The organism is Sphingomonas sp. Leaf25 (genome assembly GCF_001421635.1).
Lineage (GTDB): Bacteria > Pseudomonadota > Alphaproteobacteria > Sphingomonadales > Sphingomonadaceae > Sphingomonas.
In genome coordinates this window covers 551,990-566,851 of record NZ_LMKU01000033.1, presented here as the reverse complement: position 1 = coordinate 566,851, position 14,862 = coordinate 551,990, and the positions used below count along the sequence as shown (strand labels likewise).

At 68.0% G+C, this 14,862-nt stretch carries 19 protein-coding genes; 6 read left to right on the top strand and 13 right to left on the bottom strand.

What is annotated here, in order from left to right; all coding sequences use genetic code 11:
• Window positions 1-171 precede the first annotated feature (171 nt).
• Complete coding sequence (locus tag ASE78_RS17540; RefSeq protein ID WP_162236513.1) at window positions 172-885, top strand: hypothetical protein; 714 nt, start codon at window positions 172-174, stop codon at window positions 883-885.
• Window positions 886-1,029: 144 nt separating this feature from the next.
• Here ASE78_RS17540 and ASE78_RS17535 read toward each other — a convergent pair whose 3' ends face one another.
• The 13 genes from ASE78_RS17535 to flgB all read right to left on the bottom strand — a co-directional run bounded on the left by ASE78_RS17535 (window position 1,030) and on the right by flgB (window position 11,910).
• On the bottom strand, window positions 1,030-1,941 hold the full coding sequence (locus ASE78_RS17535) for a flagellar motor protein MotB (RefSeq protein WP_056498900.1): 912 nt from the start codon (window positions 1,939-1,941) through the stop codon (window positions 1,030-1,032).
• Between the two features lie 25 nt (window positions 1,942-1,966).
• On the bottom strand, window positions 1,967-2,830 hold the full coding sequence (gene motA, locus ASE78_RS17530) for a flagellar motor stator protein MotA (protein ID WP_055758208.1): 864 nt from the start codon (window positions 2,828-2,830) through the stop codon (window positions 1,967-1,969).
• A 114-nt stretch (window positions 2,831-2,944) separates the two neighbouring features.
• A complete protein-coding gene (locus ASE78_RS17525; protein ID WP_056498896.1) occupies window positions 2,945-3,844 on the bottom strand; it encodes a flagellin in 900 nt (299 codons plus the stop codon).
• Window positions 3,845-3,852: 8 nt separating this feature from the next.
• Window positions 3,853-5,181: a flagellar hook-associated protein FlgK gene (gene flgK, locus ASE78_RS17520; RefSeq protein WP_056498893.1), complete on the bottom strand. Its 1,329-nt coding sequence runs from the start codon at window positions 5,179-5,181 to the stop codon at window positions 3,853-3,855.
• Window positions 5,178-5,519 (bottom strand): rod-binding protein, encoded by a 342-nt coding sequence (locus ASE78_RS18460; protein WP_156351550.1) that lies wholly within the window; start codon window positions 5,517-5,519, stop codon window positions 5,178-5,180. The genes flgK and ASE78_RS18460 overlap by 4 nt, the downstream gene beginning before the upstream one ends.
• Window positions 5,516-6,607, bottom strand: a complete 1,092-nt coding sequence (locus ASE78_RS17510; RefSeq protein WP_056498885.1) for a flagellar basal body P-ring protein FlgI — start codon at window positions 6,605-6,607, stop codon at window positions 5,516-5,518. Before ASE78_RS17510 ends, ASE78_RS18460 begins: the two co-directional genes overlap by 4 nt.
• A gap of 11 nt (window positions 6,608-6,618) precedes the next feature.
• Entirely contained in the window at window positions 6,619-7,302 is a 684-nt protein-coding gene (locus tag ASE78_RS17505) for a flagellar basal body L-ring protein FlgH (protein WP_056498879.1), read from the bottom strand.
• Entirely contained in the window at window positions 7,283-8,071 is a 789-nt protein-coding gene (gene flgG / locus ASE78_RS17500; RefSeq protein ID WP_055758190.1) for a flagellar basal-body rod protein FlgG, read from the bottom strand. Before flgG ends, ASE78_RS17505 begins: the two co-directional genes overlap by 20 nt.
• A 282-nt stretch (window positions 8,072-8,353) precedes the next feature.
• A complete protein-coding gene (locus ASE78_RS17495; RefSeq protein WP_055758187.1) occupies window positions 8,354-9,106 on the bottom strand; it encodes a flagellar basal body rod protein FlgF in 753 nt (250 codons plus the stop codon).
• A 54-nt stretch (window positions 9,107-9,160) separates the two neighbouring features.
• Window positions 9,161-10,438 carry a flagellar hook protein FlgE gene (locus ASE78_RS17490; RefSeq protein ID WP_056498878.1) on the bottom strand — a complete coding sequence of 426 codons (1,278 nt, stop codon included), beginning with the start codon at window positions 10,436-10,438 and terminating at the stop codon, window positions 9,161-9,163.
• Between the two features lie 28 nt (window positions 10,439-10,466).
• Window positions 10,467-11,144, bottom strand: coding sequence for a flagellar hook assembly protein FlgD (locus ASE78_RS17485; RefSeq protein WP_056498875.1), 678 nt, complete (start codon window positions 11,142-11,144; stop codon window positions 10,467-10,469).
• A 4-nt stretch (window positions 11,145-11,148) separates the two neighbouring features.
• A complete protein-coding gene (gene flgC / locus ASE78_RS17480) occupies window positions 11,149-11,556 on the bottom strand; it encodes a flagellar basal body rod protein FlgC (protein ID WP_082467304.1) in 408 nt (135 codons plus the stop codon).
• Between the two features lie 3 nt (window positions 11,557-11,559).
• A complete protein-coding gene (gene flgB / locus ASE78_RS17475) occupies window positions 11,560-11,910 on the bottom strand; it encodes a flagellar basal body rod protein FlgB (RefSeq protein ID WP_055758174.1) in 351 nt (116 codons plus the stop codon).
• A 464-nt stretch (window positions 11,911-12,374) separates the two neighbouring features.
• On the opposite strand from flgB, the gene ASE78_RS17470 reads away from it, so the two are divergent.
• The 5 genes from ASE78_RS17470 (at window position 12,375) to ASE78_RS17450 (ending at window position 14,810) form a co-directional block, all read left to right on the top strand.
• Window positions 12,375-13,025: a motility protein A gene (locus tag ASE78_RS17470; protein ID WP_056498867.1), complete on the top strand. Its 651-nt coding sequence runs from the start codon at window positions 12,375-12,377 to the stop codon at window positions 13,023-13,025.
• Window positions 13,022-13,564 (top strand): OmpA family protein, encoded by a 543-nt coding sequence (locus tag ASE78_RS17465; RefSeq protein ID WP_056498864.1) that lies wholly within the window; start codon window positions 13,022-13,024, stop codon window positions 13,562-13,564. The genes ASE78_RS17470 and ASE78_RS17465 overlap by 4 nt, the downstream gene beginning before the upstream one ends.
• The gene (locus ASE78_RS17460) at window positions 13,561-14,094 is read left to right on the top strand and encodes a flagella basal body P-ring formation protein FlgA (protein ID WP_056498862.1); all 534 of its coding nucleotides are present in this window, start codon (window positions 13,561-13,563) and stop codon (window positions 14,092-14,094) included. The genes ASE78_RS17465 and ASE78_RS17460 overlap by 4 nt, the downstream gene beginning before the upstream one ends.
• A gap of 97 nt (window positions 14,095-14,191) precedes the next feature.
• Window positions 14,192-14,491, top strand: a complete 300-nt coding sequence (gene flgM / locus ASE78_RS17455; protein WP_082448124.1) for a flagellar biosynthesis anti-sigma factor FlgM — start codon at window positions 14,192-14,194, stop codon at window positions 14,489-14,491.
• Window positions 14,478-14,810, top strand: a complete 333-nt coding sequence (locus ASE78_RS17450; RefSeq protein ID WP_056498860.1) for a hypothetical protein — start codon at window positions 14,478-14,480, stop codon at window positions 14,808-14,810. Before flgM ends, ASE78_RS17450 begins: the two co-directional genes overlap by 14 nt.
• The last annotated feature ends 52 nt before the right edge of the window (window positions 14,811-14,862 follow it).

Here is a 14,862-nt window from a genome sequence, read left to right as displayed (position 1 = left end):
TTGAGGGTGGGTTGGTCCGCGAGGGAACGATACGCCTGCCACCGGCCGACCCACCCCCGGCCCCTCCCCTGTCAGGGGGGGAGTACAAATCACTGTCGTTAACCAAGCCTAAGTCATTGATGCCGATAGTCGTCACCGTCCGGGGTTCGGGGCAGAACGGGATTCGGTTCGATGCGTACACGGCTTTTCACGCTATTCCTCGCGGGCGGGGTCCTGCTGAACGGGTGCGCCAGAAAGACGCCCGAGGCGGTCGCTGCGCCGCCGGTGCCTCCAGTGGCCGCCGTGCCGCAACCGATGCCCAAGCCACCGCTGGGGGCGGCCGCCAACCTCGCCATTCCCGCCGCCACCCCCGATGGTGGCTATGCGACGATCAACCGCACGCTCTCTACCGACGCTGCGTTATGGCATCTGCGCTCGGCGCTGAATGTCGCCGCGCTCCAGTGCGACATCGGCGATCCCAACGGCGTCGCGCAGTATAACCGGTTGCTGAAGGTCCACGCCGCCCGCTTCGCCGCCGCGCACCGCGCGCTGGAGGCCGAATACCGGCGCGGCGGCGGCGACTGGCAGGACCGGTTCGACGATTCGATGACGCGGGTGTATAATTATTTTGCCCAGCCGCCGGTACGGGCACGGTTCTGTGCGACCGCGCTGCCGATGCTGGCGCAGGTCGCCGACCTGCCCGCCGGCAGCCTCGACGGCTTCGCCGCGCCGGGCCTCGGCTCGCTCGACGAGCCGTTCGTCGAATTCTACCGTGCCTATGACGCCTATCGCATCGCGCTCGCCCAGTGGCAGGCGGGGCAAGGGCCGAAGCTGGCGGTCGATCCGCAAATCCTAGTCGCCTCGACCGAAGTGACCGGCGGCAGCTACCGCGTGGCGGCGCGCTGATTTCCTGGACGTACTGGCGGTAAAAGGAACGCCCGCGCGATAAGCGCGGGCGTTCCTCATTGGCGTTGGCGGCGTCCTGCTACCGCAGCGCGACGCGGGGCCGGTCGCGGCGTCACGACCGGCCCCGCCCGAACGCCGGCTGGATCAGCCGCCGAAGCCGCGCGTCGCCTGATACAACAGGGTGATCGCCACGCGGCGGTTGCGCGGATCGTACGGGTCCTTGACGATCATCGGCTCGCGGTCGGCGACGCCCTCGATCCGTTCGAAGCGGCGTTCGCCGACCCCGCCCAGCGCCAGCCGGCGGCGAGTCGCCTCGGCCCGGCCCGACGACAGCATCCAATTGTTCATGTCCTGCGGCCGGCCATAGGCGACGGCATCGGTATGACCGCGGATCATGATGGTGTTGGGCAGGTCGCGCACGGTATCGGCGATCAGGCGCATCAGCTCCCCGGCTTCGGGGGCGAGCGCGGTGGTGCCGAGCGCGAACATCGAATAATCGGCATTGTCGACCAGATCGATCCGCACCCCGTCGCGCGTCGGCACGATACGGACGTTCTTCGCCAGCTTGGCAAGACGTACGTCGCTCTGCATCCGGCGCGACAGCGTGCGCTTGATCTTGTCGAACGCCTGCTTGTCCTCTGCCGCTAGTTGCTGGCGGTTCTTCATCGCGCCCTTGTCGCCCGCGCCGGTGCGGTCGCCGCCGCTTGCATCGACCGGGATGGTCATCGACCGGGTGCCGGTCTGCTGCGCCTTGTGCGGGTAATTGTCCTTGTCGATGATCGATTCGCCACCGAAGATGCCGTTCGATCCGGCCGAGTTCTGCTTCAGTTCGACCAGCGTCGGCGCGAAATAATCGGCGAGCGCCTTGCGCTGCTTTTCGTTGGTCGCACCGAGCAGCCACATCAGCAGGAAGAACGCCATCATCGCCGTCACGAAGTCGGCATAGGCGACCTTCCACGCGCCGCCGTGATGGCCGCCGTGGCCGGCGTCGATGATCTTCTTGACGATGATGATCTTGGGCGGCTGGTTGTTGCCGTGCGGAGCGCGGGCGGCCATCAGCGGATCCTCCTGGTCATCATCCTCACCGTCCGCGCAGGCCGTCGAACACCTCGGCGAAGCCGGGCTGGTTGTGATGGGCGATGCCCGAACGCGCCGCCTCGATCACCAGCGGCTGCGGATGACCGTGCAGCGAGGCGATGATGATCTGCTTGACGACGTGATAGATCGCGGCGTCGGCATCGATCACCTGCTGCAACCGCGTGGCGAGCGGGCCGACGATGCCGTAGGCCAGCAACACGCCGAGGAAGGTGCCGACCAGCGCCGAGCCGATCATGCCGCCCAGAATCGACGGCGGCTTGTCGATCGATCCCATCGTCTTGACCACGCCGAGCACGGCGGCGACGATGCCGAGCGCGGGCAGCGCGTCGGCCAGGCCCTGAAGCGTGCCCTGCGGCCCCTGCACCTCGTGATGATGGGTCTTGATCGAATTATCCATCACCTCCTCGACCGCATGCACGTCGAGCGTACCCGACGAAACGACGACGAGGCGCAGCGTGTCGGCGATCAGGTTGACCAAGGTGTGATCGGCCATCAGCCGGGGATATTCGGAAAAGATCGCCGACGACTTCGGGTCCTCGACATGCGGTTCGAGCGCGATCGGCCCTTCGGCGCGCAGCATCTTCATCAGCTTCGAGACGAGGAAGATCGCGTCGAGATAATCCTGTTTCTTGTATTTCGGACCCTTCATCACCTTCATGAAGCCGCCGCCCATCGCCTTCAGCTCCTTGCCGGAGTTGCCGATGATGAGCGCGCCGACCGCCGCGCCGCCGATGATGAGCATCTCGTGCGGCAGTGCGTGCATGACGGGGCCGAGCGCGCCGCCGGTGATGGCGAACCCGCCGAACACCATCGCGATCAGCACGACGAAACCGATGGCCGGAAACATGTGGCACTAGCCCCTTTGGAATGGGATCGCCGAACGCGCGATCATGCTTTCCCGGTTATTCACCATGAAGGTCGAGAAATGGTTACCAAGGCCCCGAGTCGGGGTGGGTCGCGCTTATTTCAGGTAATCGAACAACGACATGCCGGCCAGTTTGGCCACGCTGGCCTGCGTCGCCTGCAGCACCGTCATCGTCTTTTGCAGCTCGACCATGGCGCTGGGCAGGTCGGTCGCCTCGATCGCGACGCGCGCCTCGGTGCGGTCTAGCGCAACCGTGTCGAGTCGCGCCGATTCGACCTCCAGCCGCGCGGCGCGGGCGCCGGCCGAGGCGCGCGCGGTCGTGACCTGCGATTCGACCTTCGTCAGATCGTCGAGCGTCTTGCCGGCGGTGGCGGGCAAGGCGGCGGCGGGATCGCGCAGCGTGGCCACCAGCGTGGCGATGGTCGCGAAGATGTCGGTCGCGTCGGCGGCACCGCCGAACACCCGTCCGCCGTCGGCACCGACCTGTACCTGCGCGCCCTCGCCGATCGGCAGCGTCGCGACGTCGCCGGTGCCGGCATAGCCGATCGTGCCGCCCGTCCCCTTCGTGAACGCCGCATCGCCGGTGCCGCCGAAGATCGGCTGACCGCGCACGTCCTTGCTGTTCGCGACCGAGAGCATGTCGTCGCGGATCGCCTCCAGTTCGGTGGCGATGCCCGCGCGGCCGTCCATGCTCAGCGTGCCGCTGTTGGCGCTGATCGCCAGTTCGCGGACGCGGACCAGCCGGTCGCTCACCTGTTCGAGCGCGGTATCGGTCTGCGACAACAGCCCGCGCGCCAGCGTGATGTTCGCCTTGTACGCGCCGTCGGCCGCGTCGTCGCGCTTGATGCCGCCGAGCCGGGTCCAGCCGGTCGCGTCGTCGGAGGCGATGTTGACCTTCTTGGTCGCGATTTCGGTCTGCAACCGTTCGGTGGTCGACGACAGGTCGGCCATGCGGGCGGCGGCGCGGTTGTAGAAGCCGGCGGTGGAGATTTGCATGGGCGGCCCTATCGGATCTGGAGCAGCGTATCGAGCGTCTCGCGCGCGACCTGGATCACGCGGCTCGACGCCTGATAGGCCTGTTGGAAGCGCATCAGGTCGATCGCCTCGGCATCAAGGTTGACGCCCGAGGCGGCGTCGCGCGCGGCGACCGCCGAGTCGTGGATCGACCCTTGCGCCTGCGCCACCGTCTTGCGCGCGGCGAGCGCCGAGCCGTTGGCGGCCTGTAGCGCGACGGTGCGCGTCTCGAACTTCGCGGTCGAGCGCAGGTCGGCGAGTTTCGACAGATTGCCGTTGTCGCGCGTGCCCTTGCCCGGCGATGCGGCGGCGATGGCGGCGGGATCGCTCAGCATCGCCTTGACCGTGCCGCCAGTTTCCAGCGCGAACATCGGATTGCCGCCCTTGCCGGCAAGATCCTGCCCCCTGCCCTGCACGTCGTTCACGCCGTTCACGAATTCGGTGGCGAGCGTGGTAATCGACGCGCGCGCCTCGCCCAGCCGCGCCGCGCCCTCGGCGATGCCGGCGAGCGAGCCGCCGGTCGGCGTCAGGATCGATTCGACCCCGGCGCGGCTGCTGACGAAACTGACCGCGCCATCGGCGTTGCGGGCATAGCCGACCTTCGCCGCGTCCGACCCATGGACCAGCAGCGCGCCATCGGCCCCGCCGCCGCGCACGCTGGCGCGACCGGCGGAATCGAAGGTCGTGGTGACGTCGGTGAGGCCGCTCATCTCCTCCAGCAGCCGGTCGCGCTGGTCAAGCAGTTGCGCCTGCCCCGCGCTGCCGTCGGTGACGCGGCCGAGGCCCTCGTTGATCTTGGCAAGGCCGCTCGACAATTCGCCGAGCTTGGCCGCATCGGCGGCGGCGGCGGTGTCGAGGTCGGCGATGGCCGAGTCGATCGCGCGGACCGTGCCGGAGAATGCCTGCGCAACACCGCTTGCCGCTTCCAGCATCGCCGCGCGCGGCGCGGTGGCGGACGGATCGGCGGCCAGCGCGGTGCCGGCGTTGAAGAAATCGCCCATCCGCTCGTCGAGCGCCTGCCCGCCCAGCGCGCTTTCGATCCGGTCGAGCCAGACCATGCCGGTTTCGGTGCGCGCCACGTCGCTGCCGGCCGCGCGGACCTGGGCCGAGCGGAACGAGTCGGCGGCACGGGCGATGCCCGATACCGCGACGCCCATCCCTGCCCCCAAGCGGACCGAGGTGCCGCCGACCTGCGTCAGCGTGGCGGTGCGCCGGACATAGCCCGGGGTCGCCGCATTGGCGATATTGTCGGAGGTGGTGGTCAGCGCCGCCTGATGCGCCCTGACCCCGCTCGCACCGATCGACAGCAGGTCGCTCATCCGTTCTTCCCTTCTCCAGAAGTAACGGCAGAAGCCGGCGCGGTTTCAGTGGTATTCGCGCCCTGTCCCTTCATCAGAAAGTCGGTCATCGCCTTGCCGATGCCGAGCGGCGTCGACACCGCCATGCTCTCGGCGACCTTCTGGTCCCACATGTCGCGGAACTGGTCGGCGGCCTTGCTCTCGAACAACGTCTCGGCGAGCTTGGTCTTGCGCATCGATTTCAGCATCATGCCGGTAAAGACCGCCTCGAACCGTTCGCCCGCCGCCTTGAGGTTCTTCTCGCCGCCCAGACGGCTGGTATCGGCATCGATGCCGGTGGTGGCGCCGATGATGCTCACAGGACCACCAGCTCGGCCTTGAGCGCGCCCGATTCCTTGAGTGCCTCAAGGATCGCGACGAGGTCGGCGGGCGAGGCACCGATGGCGTTGATCGCTTTCACCACATCCGCCAGCTTGGGGCCGGGGTCGAGCAGGAACATCGGTCGCGCCTCCTGTTCGATCGTCACGCCGCTCTTCTGTTCGAGCGCGGTCTGGCCCTGGCTGAACGGGGCGGGCTGGCTGACGCGCTGATCCTCGTCGATCCGCACGGTCAGCTTGCCGTGGGTGACGGCGGCGGGCGACACGCGCACCGCCGAGTTGATGACGACGGTGCCGGTGCGCGCATTGACGATGACGCGCGCCGCCGTCTCCGCCGCCTCGACCGCCAGATTCTCGACCTCGCTCATCAGCATCGACCGGGTGGTGGCCCCCGGCGCGGCGCGCATCGCAACCGATACCGCGTCGATCGCGGTGGCGGTGCCCATGCCGAAGCGGCGGTTGATCGCGCTCGCGACATTCTGCGCGGTGGTGAAATCGGCCTGCGCCAGATTGAAGGTCAGCGTCGGCGCGGTGGCGAAGCCGGTGTCGACGGTGCGCTCGACGGTCGCCCCGTCGGGAATGCGACCGGCCGAGGGGATGTTGACGACGATCTTGGAGCCGTCGGCCCCTTCCGCGCCCAGCCCGCCGACCGCGAGATTGCCCTGCGCCATCGCATAGATCTGGCCGTCCGCGCCCATCAGCGGGGTCATGACCAGCGCGCCGCCGCGCAGCGACTTGGCCTTGCCCATCGACGCGACGGTGACGTCGATCCGCTGGCCGGGCTTGGCGAAGGCGGGCAGTTCGGCGGTAATCATCACCACCGCCGCGTTCTTGAGGCCCGGATTGGCACCGGGCGGCAGTTGCAGCCCCATGCGCGACGTGATCGCCTTCACCGATTGCACGGTATATTCGAGATTGTCGTCGCCCGTCCCCGGCAGCCCGACGACGATGCCGTAGCCGGTCAACTGGTTCGAGCGGATGCCCTGGAACCGGCCGAGGTCCTTGACCCGTTCGGCATGGGCCGGCGCGGCGACGACGAGAAACGCGAGAAGGGCGAGCAGGAAGCGCATGGATGCGGGTCCTAGAAAGGGCTGACGACCTGGAAGAAGCGGCTGAGCCACCCCTGCCGGCTGGCGCGGGCGACATCGCCCTTGCCGGTATAGGCGATGCGGGCATCGGCGACGCGGGTCGAGGGAACGCGGTTGTTCGCATCGACGTCGGCGGTGCGCACGATCCCCTTGATCGCGACGAATTCATCGCCGCGATTGAGCGTCACCCGCTTCTGCCCCTGCACCAGCATGGTGCCGTTGGGATAGACGGCGGCGACCGTGACCGAGACTTCGCCCGACAGCGCATTGGCCTGATCGGCCTGACCGCCACCGTTGAAGTTGCGGTTGCCCGAGGCGCGCGCGATGTTCGGGTCGAACGACAGTGGCCCGGCCGACGGCGGCGTGATGCCGAAGCCGCCGCCGCTGTCGAGCTTCGACGCCGCCGATTTCGACGCCGTCGTCCGTTCGACCAGCACGATCGTCAGCGGATCGCCGACCTTGCGCGCGCGCCATCCCTCGTACAGCGCGGCATAGCCGTCGTCCGCCTGAAAGATCGCGCCGGTGGCGACGCGCACCGGGGCGGGCGGCGCGGACAGCGTCGCGCTGTAATCCTCGGGCGGCGCTTTCTTGCCGAACAGCGGGCGCGCGGTCGCCGGGCTTGCCGCCAGCGCGACCACCGCCAGCGCGGTGATCGCGTCAGATGTTCTGATTGACATATTTCAGCATCTCGTCGGTGGCCGAGATCATCTTGGAATTGACCTCATAGGCGCGCTGCGTCTCGATCATGTCGACGAGTTCCTCGACGACGTTGACGTTCGATCCTTCGAGCATCCCCTGCCGGATCTGGCCGCGACCATCCTGTCCGGCGATGCCCATCGCGACCGCGCCCGAGGCCGCCGTCTCGATCAGGTAATTGTCGCCGGTCGCCTGCAACCCCGCCGGATTGGCGAAGTTCGCGATCTGCACCTGGCCCAGTTGCTGCGCCTCGGTCTGGTTCGCGACCTTGGCCGATACCGTGCCGTCGCCGCCGACCGTCACCGCCGTGGTGCCTTCAGGGATCGTGATGCCGGGCATGACCTGATAGCCCTCGCTCGTCACCAGCAACCCTTCGGCGCTGCGCGAAAAATTGCCCGCGCGGGTGTAGCCGAGCTGGCCGTTGGGCAACTGAATCTGGAAAAAGCCGTCGCCGTCCATCGCCATGTCGAGGCTGTTGCCGGTCGTCTGGAGCGAGCCCTGCGTATCGATCCGCGCGGTGCCCTGCACCCGCACGCCGGTGCCGAGGTTCAGGCCGGTCGCATAGCGCGATTCCTGCGTCGATTGCGATCCGGCCGCCGTCACGACCTGATAGCTCAGCGTCTCGAACGCAGCGCGGTCGCGCTTGAAGCCGGTCGTGTTGACGTTGGCGAGGTTGTTCGAGATGACGCGCATCCGCATGTCCTGGGCGTCCAGCCCGGTGCGCGCGATGTGCATTGCCGCATTTGCCATGGTGGTTCCCCTTTAGAGCGTGTTCAGGCTGAGTAGAGGCATCGTGATTGCCCTGTCGTGTTCGTCCGGCAAGGAGCGTGGTGCAGCAGGTAGCGGCGCTACCCGCAAGGCGCGTGACGCTGCCGGCGGGCGCGACAGGGCAACCGCGAAGCGGCGGGCCGATTTTGGCCCAGGGCTGCGGCCCTCGTCGGTCACGATGCCATAGCATCGCTCCGCTCCTCGCTTCTTGCCCTGAACCAAAATCGGCTCCGTCACGATGCCTCTACTCAGCCTGAACACGCTCTAAGCCTGGACGCGCATGAGGTTGGCGGCGCTCTCGTCCATCGATTTCGCCTCCTTGAGCAGGTTGGCCTGCACCTCGTAGCTGCGCTGGTTCTCGATCATGTCGACCAGCGCCTGCGTCAGATTGACGTTCGATTGTTCGAGCGCGCCCGAACGGACCTTCGCCAGCATGTCGGCGGGCAGCGCGCCGCCCCCTTCGACATGCAGCAGATTGTCGAGGCCCTTGACGGTCTTGCTGCCGGTCGCGCTGACCAGCTTGACCTGTCCGATCTCCTGCGGCGGCGCGCCGCGCTCGGCACCCTGCGGCACGATCAGCACGCGGCCGTCCTCGGCGATCTCGATCGACTGGTACGGCGGCACGGTGATCGGCCCGCCGGCACCCATGACCGGGAAGTGATCGCCGGTCTCCAGCGTGCCGGCCAGCGTCACCTGAAGATCGCCGCGCCGCGTATAGGCCTCCGAACCGTCGGCCGCCTGCACCGCGATCCACGAATCCGACTGGACCGCGATGTCGAGCTTGCGCCCGGTGGACGTGATCGCCCCGGCGCGCCGGTCCATGTCGACCACTTCCTCGGCGGCGGGGGCACGCGAGTCGAGCTCGTTGTTGCCGCCCTTCATGACCAGCCGCTCGAAGTTCACGCGGTCGGCACGGTAGCCGATCGTCGAGGCGTTCGCGATATTGTTCGCGATCGCCGCCTGCGACGCGAGATGGCTCTTGAGCCCCGACAATGCGGTATAGACCAGACGGTCCATCGATGCTTTCCTCCGAATGACCCCTGCTTCACAGCAAGGGTCATGCCAGTTTCATCAGGTGCGGATGTTGATGATCGATTCGGTGATCTGCCCGGCGGTATCGAGCGCCTTGGCATTCGCCTGGAAATTGCGCTGCGCCGCGATCAGCCCGACCAGTTCCTCGGTGATGTCGACGTTCGATCCCTCGATCATGCCCGATTTCAGGTCGCCCGCGCCATTCTGTCCCGAGGCACCCGCCACCGGCTGGCCCGACACGCCGGTCGCCGACCAGGTGCTGTCGCCCAACTGGCGCAGCGCGGCGGGGTTGACGAAGTTGACGATCGCCACCTGTCCCAGCGTCTTGCTCTCGCCGTTCGAATAGCTGGCCTTGACCAGCCCCTTCTCGTCCACCGCCACGCTCTGCAATTCGCCGACCGCGACGCCGTCCTGCGTCTGGGTGGCGACCTTGAACGGCGTCGCCAGCGACGTCGACTGGGCAAGGTTGAGCGAGAATTGCTGCTGCGCCACGCCGCTGGGCGGCATGAACGCCCCGAACGTCACCGCATCGGTCGGCGTGGTCAACTTACCCGCCGCGTCGAACGTCATCTGGACCGACGTATTCTCGCCGGCTTTCAGCGGCTGGTCGCCGATGAAGCTGTGGACGTTCCACGTGCCCGACAGGTCGGCGGCTGCACCCGCGGCGGTTTCCACCGGCGCGGTCGCGCGCTGGAAATAGCTGGTCATCGTCATCGGATTGCCGCCCGCGTCATAGACGGTGGTGGTCGTCACCTGATTATAGCTGCTAGCATCGAAGCGATCGAACTGGGTGTTGGTCGGCAGCGTCGACTTGGCGGCGAGATTGACGTTCAGCCGGACCTCGCCGGTCGCCTTCGCCGTGCCCGACGTCTCGGCGAGCTTCAGGTCGGTCAGCGCGCCCATCGTCTGGCCGATGACGTTGCCCGATCCGTCGACCGGATAGACCTGTAACCTTTTGCCGCCGGCGTCGGTCACGAACTGCTCGGCATCGACCCGGAACGATCCGTTGCGGGTGTAGTTGACGCCGCTGCCCGCGCCCTTGACCGCGAAGAAACCGTCGCCGGCGATGGCGAGATCGAGCGCGCCCGACGACTGGGTCAGGTTGCCCTCGCCGAACTGCTGGCGGTTGGCCTTCATCACGCTGCCCTGCCCGATCATCTGCGTCGGCGAACGGGTGAAGTTGCTCGCCATCACATCGGCGAATTCGGCGCGGCTCTTCTTGAAGCCGGTGGTCGAGACGTTGGCGAGGTTGTGGCTGATCGACGACATGTCGTTCTGCGCCGACTTCAGGCCGGAGAGCGAGGTGTAGAAGGACATCGGATGCTCCTGTGGAGAAAGGGCTGGCTCAGGCGGCCTGGCGGATGGCGGACGGGGCGATATGGCCGACCCCGGTGACGTTGAGGACGGGCTGGCCATCGGTCAGCGTGACCGAGGTGACGGGTGCCCAGACGAGATTGCGCGCTGCCGCGGCCTTGCCGTCGGCCCCGGTGGCCTTGGCGGTGATGGTGAACGGCCCCGAACCGGCGGGCGCGCCGCTGTCGGTCGTGCCGTCCCAGTCGTAGCCGACCGCGCCTTTCCCTTGCGCGCCCATCGCGACCTGCCGCACGACAGTGCCTGCCGCGTCCTTGATGGTCAGGTCCACGGCACTCGCATCGCCGTCCAGCTCGACCGCGCCGGTCACGCCGCCGTCGGTGCGGGGGTACGCGGTGGCCCCTTCGGTCAACACGGTCTTGCCGACCCACGACAGCGCGTCGGCCGGGGTCGATGCACCCAGCTTGTCGGCGATCGCCTTCATCGTCGTCGACATCTCGGTGATGCCCGCCAGCGACGAGAATTGCGCCATCTGCGCGACCATCTGGGTATTGTCGACCGGCTTGAACGGGTCCTGGTTCTTCATCTGCGCGGTCATCAGCGCGAGGAAGTCCTCTTGGCCCAGCGAACGCTGGCCGAGCTTGGCGGTGCTGGTCGCATCGGTGCCGGTGCGCTGGATGCCGAGACCGGCGACGGTGGTTTCATAGCTCATGGGGTCAGCGTCCCAGCTTCAGGGTTTCGGTGATGAGCGTCTTGGCGGTCGACATCACCTCGACGTTGTTCTGATAGGTGCGGGCGGCCTCCATCATGTCGACCAGCTCGCGCGATTCATCGACCGCGCTTTCCCAGACGTTGCCGTTGGCATCGGCCATCGGATTGCCGGGATCGTAGCGCTTCGTCGGGTTCTCGCCGGCGGTGACGACCTTCTCGACATCGACCGTCGCAAGTCCCGTCGCGTGATCGAAGCTGGTGCGGAACACCGGCTTCATCGTGCGGAACGCCCCGCCTTCGGTCGAGGATACCGCACCGGCGTTGGCAAGGTTGGAGGCGGTGGTGTTCATGCGGACGAGCTGCGCCGACATCGCGCGGCCGGCGACCTGGAACAGGTTCATGGGACCGGGCATCGCCTATTCTCCCTTCAGCGCGCGGGTGATCGTCGAGATGCGGCCGTTCAGGAACGAGAGCGTCGTCTGATACGCCACCGCGTTTTCGGCAAAGGCGGTCTGTTCGGTCGCGAGTTCGACGGTGTTGCCGTCGAGCGATGCCTGCAGCGGCAGGCGATAGAGCGTGTTGCGCCCGATCGTCGCATCGGCGTCGCCGCCCATCTCGACGCCCGACAGCGCGGCGCGAAAGTCGATGTCCTTCGCCTTGAAGCCGGGGGTCGAGGCATTGGCGATGTTCGACGCCAGCACGCCCATGCGCTGTCCGCGCACTTCGAGCGCGGCCCCATGTACCCCGAACAGACTGTTTTCGGCCATCGACCCTTGTTCCCCAACCGGCACGCCCGCTGCGCGTCGGGCATGGATCAGCAAGGGGCGTGCCAGTTTGGGGGTGGGAGGGACGGCCGATACCGATCGTCTTTCGGGGCGTGAGAGACGACCAATATCCTTCGTCATTCCCGCGAAGGCGGGAATCCATATGCGCTGACGTTTACGCTCCTGCCGCGACCCCAGCGGCTATGGATTCCCGCCTTCGCGGGAATGACGAAAAGAAGGAGGGCACGGTACGCATCAAAAGCCGTCATTCCGGCGCAGGCCGGAATCCATGGTCACGGGCGGCATCGAAGGAAGCGCACCGGCCCGTATCCGTGGATTCCGGCCTTCGCCGGAATGACGGGCGTGGTGAGTGCGGGGCCAATCCGCGCCCGACCGGCAAGGCGGCATGCCGCCCGGCAATCGCTTGCCGCCCGCAAACTGGCATCGTGCTTGCAAGACCGAACGCGATGCTTGCCGCCCTTGCCCCCTTCGCCGATCCTCTCGCCGCCGCGTTCGTCGTTGGCGGGACGACGCTGGCGATCCTGATCCGCACGCCGGTCGCAGTCGTCGCCCGCGCGCTGCGCGCGGTCGGCGCGATCGGGCGCGCGCCGTTCCTCGCCGAACCGGTGCTGGAGCAAATCGACGCGCTGGGGCGGATCGCCAAGCGGCACGGAGTGATGGCGCTCGACAAGTCGCGGATCGCCGATCCCGATACCGCCGCCGCGATCGCCGCGATCGTCGATGGCGCCGGGCCGGGCCAGGTCGAGGCGCTGGTCCGCCACCGCGTCGTCGCGCGCGCCGAACGCCACCTCGCCGCCGCCGAGATGTGGGGCGCGGTCGCCGAGCTTGCCCCCGCGTTCGGCATGGTCGCAACGCTGGTCGGGCTGGTCAGGATGTTCATGGCGATGACCGACCCGGCGACGATCGGACAGGCGATGGCGATGGCGCTGCTCGCCACCCTGTATGGCGCGGTGATCGCCGCGCTGGTCGGCATGCCGATCGCCGGGCGGCTGCGCGCCCGCGCCCGCGCCGAGGCGTTCGAGCGCAGCCGGCTGGAAACGCCGCTCGTCGCCCTCGCCCGCCGCGAACGGCCGCAGTTTCGCGAGGCGGCGGAATGATGCTCGCCCGTTTCGATACCGCACCCGGGCGGCCGCTGTGGCTGACGACGCTGGCCGATCTGTCGCTGCTGCTCGTCGGCTTCTTCGTCTTTCTGCAGGCGACGCAGGGGACCGATCGCCCGGCGCTGGCCGAGGGCATCCGCGCCGCGTTCGATGCGCCACCGATGACCGTTGCCGGCCTTGCCCTGCCCGGCTTCGCGGTAGGATCGGCGGTGTTGCCGCCGGATCACGCCCGGCTGGTCGCCGAGGTGCGCGATGCCGCGCGCGACCCGCGCATCGCGGTGACGCTGACGGGGTCGAGCGACGGCGACAGCGATCCCGCAACCGGCAGCGCCGCGATCCTCGCCAGCGACCGCGCCCGCGCGCTCGCCGCCGTGCTCGTCGCGCAAGGGGCGGTCCGCCCCGCACAAATCGTCCTTGCCGCCCCCGCCACCGGCGGACGCGGCGTCCGTATCGATCTGGGCTTTGCCGGCGACCCGGCAAGCGCTTGCCGCCCGGCAGATGCCGGTTGCCGGCCATCCACAGGAGTGACCCGATGATCCGCCCGTTCCTTGGCATCCCGCTGCTCGCGCTGGCGCTGCCCGCGATCGCGCAGGGGTTCCAGCCGACCGCGCAACTCGATGCGGCGGTCGCGCAGTTCACCGGCGTGGGCGTGGGTCAGGAAGGCGGCGCGCAGATGCCGGTCGATCCGCGCCTGAAACTGGCGCGCTGCGCGATGCCGCAGTTCGGGTGGCTGTCCGATCGCAAGGACGCGGTGGTGGTGAGCTGCATGGCCCCGGCGTGGAAGATCTATGTACCGGTGCGCCGCGCGGTGCCGGTGGCGCCGAGCGCACCGGCAGCAGCGGTGATCGCCGCCGCGCCGGTGAAGGCCGAACCGGTGATCCGGCGCGGCGACCCGATCATGGTCGAGGCCGGCGCGCGCGGCTTTTCGATCACCCGCGACGGGGTGGCGATGGGCGACGCGCCCGCCGGGGGACGGTTGATGGTCAAGGTCGACCCCGCCAAACCACCGATTCAGGCGGTCGCGATCGAGGCGGGGCGGGCCGCGCTGCCGGGCTTTGCCGGCTAAATATTGCCCTTCGAAAAAATGCCGGTAATTTTTCCTAAAGGACTTTGCCGATCGGCCGTTACCCTCTGTGTCAGCAGTTCGTACAAGGACGAGGGACATGGTAGACCCGATCGGCAATCGCCCGATAGTAACGACAGGCCCGCGTGGCGTCACGCGGGTGCAAGCCCCGTCGCCGACCGCGCCCGTCGCGAGCGTCGATACCACCGCCCCCGTCGACAAGACGAGCGCGGTCGCGAAGACCGCCGCGTCGCTCGCCCAGTCACCCCCAGTCGATGTCGACCGGGTGGCGATGATCCGTCGCGCGATCGAGGAAGGCCGCTTCCCGATCTCGCCCGCGACCATCGCCGACAATCTCATCGCTCTCAAATTCGATTGGATCAGCCGTGAACCGTCGTGAAGCCCTGATCCGCGTCATCGACAGCCTGCATGCCGAGATCGCGGCATTGCAGGCCAACGACATGACCGCGCTCACCACCGCCACCGCGACCAAGCTGGCCAGCGTCGAGGCGGTGGCCGCCAACGACGACACGCCGATGGACGACGAGCTGCGCATGCTGACCGGCGAGGCGAAGCGGCTGAACGAGACCGCGCGCATCTACGTCAACCTGATGGCCGCCAACGTCCGTCGCCGGATCGAGCAACTGGGCGGCGGGGCGTTGCCGTCCTACCGGCCAACGGCTGCCGCCCGGACGCCGCGCATGGCGCTGGTGGGGTAGGACTATAGTACGCCCCTCCCTGACAAGGGAGGGGTCGGGGGTGAGTCGGCCT

Excerpts from the sequence above, each read along its gene's own strand:
- ASE78_RS17540 (WP_162236513.1), top strand. The coding sequence starts at position 172 with ATGCGTACACGGCTTTTCACGCTATTCCTCGCGGGCGGGGTCCTGCTG.
- ASE78_RS17535 (WP_056498900.1), bottom strand. The coding sequence starts at position 1,941 with ATGGCCGCCCGCGCTCCGCACGGCAACAACCAGCCGCCCAAGATCATC.
- motA (WP_055758208.1), bottom strand. The coding sequence starts at position 2,830 with ATGTTTCCGGCCATCGGTTTCGTCGTGCTGATCGCGATGGTGTTCGGC.
- ASE78_RS17525 (WP_056498896.1), bottom strand. The coding sequence starts at position 3,844 with ATGCAAATCTCCACCGCCGGCTTCTACAACCGCGCCGCCGCCCGCATG.
- flgK (WP_056498893.1), bottom strand. The coding sequence starts at position 5,181 with ATGAGCGACCTGCTGTCGATCGGTGCGAGCGGGGTCAGGGCGCATCAG.
- ASE78_RS17510 (WP_056498885.1), bottom strand. The coding sequence starts at position 6,607 with ATGCGCTTCCTGCTCGCCCTTCTCGCGTTTCTCGTCGTCGCCGCGCCG.
- ASE78_RS17505 (WP_056498879.1), bottom strand. The coding sequence starts at position 7,302 with ATGTCAATCAGAACATCTGACGCGATCACCGCGCTGGCGGTGGTCGCG.
- flgG (WP_055758190.1), bottom strand. The coding sequence starts at position 8,071 with ATGGCAAATGCGGCAATGCACATCGCGCGCACCGGGCTGGACGCCCAG.
- ASE78_RS17495 (WP_055758187.1), bottom strand. The coding sequence starts at position 9,106 with ATGGACCGTCTGGTCTATACCGCATTGTCGGGGCTCAAGAGCCATCTC.
- ASE78_RS17490 (WP_056498878.1), bottom strand. The coding sequence starts at position 10,438 with ATGTCCTTCTACACCTCGCTCTCCGGCCTGAAGTCGGCGCAGAACGAC.
- ASE78_RS17485 (WP_056498875.1), bottom strand. The coding sequence starts at position 11,144 with ATGAGCTATGAAACCACCGTCGCCGGTCTCGGCATCCAGCGCACCGGC.
- flgC (WP_082467304.1), bottom strand. The coding sequence starts at position 11,556 with ATGCCCGGTCCCATGAACCTGTTCCAGGTCGCCGGCCGCGCGATGTCG.
- flgB (WP_055758174.1), bottom strand. The coding sequence starts at position 11,910 with ATGGCCGAAAACAGTCTGTTCGGGGTACATGGGGCCGCGCTCGAAGTG.
- ASE78_RS17470 (WP_056498867.1), top strand. The coding sequence starts at position 12,375 with ATGCTTGCCGCCCTTGCCCCCTTCGCCGATCCTCTCGCCGCCGCGTTC.
- ASE78_RS17465 (WP_056498864.1), top strand. The coding sequence starts at position 13,022 with ATGATGCTCGCCCGTTTCGATACCGCACCCGGGCGGCCGCTGTGGCTG.
- ASE78_RS17460 (WP_056498862.1), top strand. The coding sequence starts at position 13,561 with ATGATCCGCCCGTTCCTTGGCATCCCGCTGCTCGCGCTGGCGCTGCCC.
- flgM (WP_082448124.1), top strand. The coding sequence starts at position 14,192 with ATGGTAGACCCGATCGGCAATCGCCCGATAGTAACGACAGGCCCGCGT.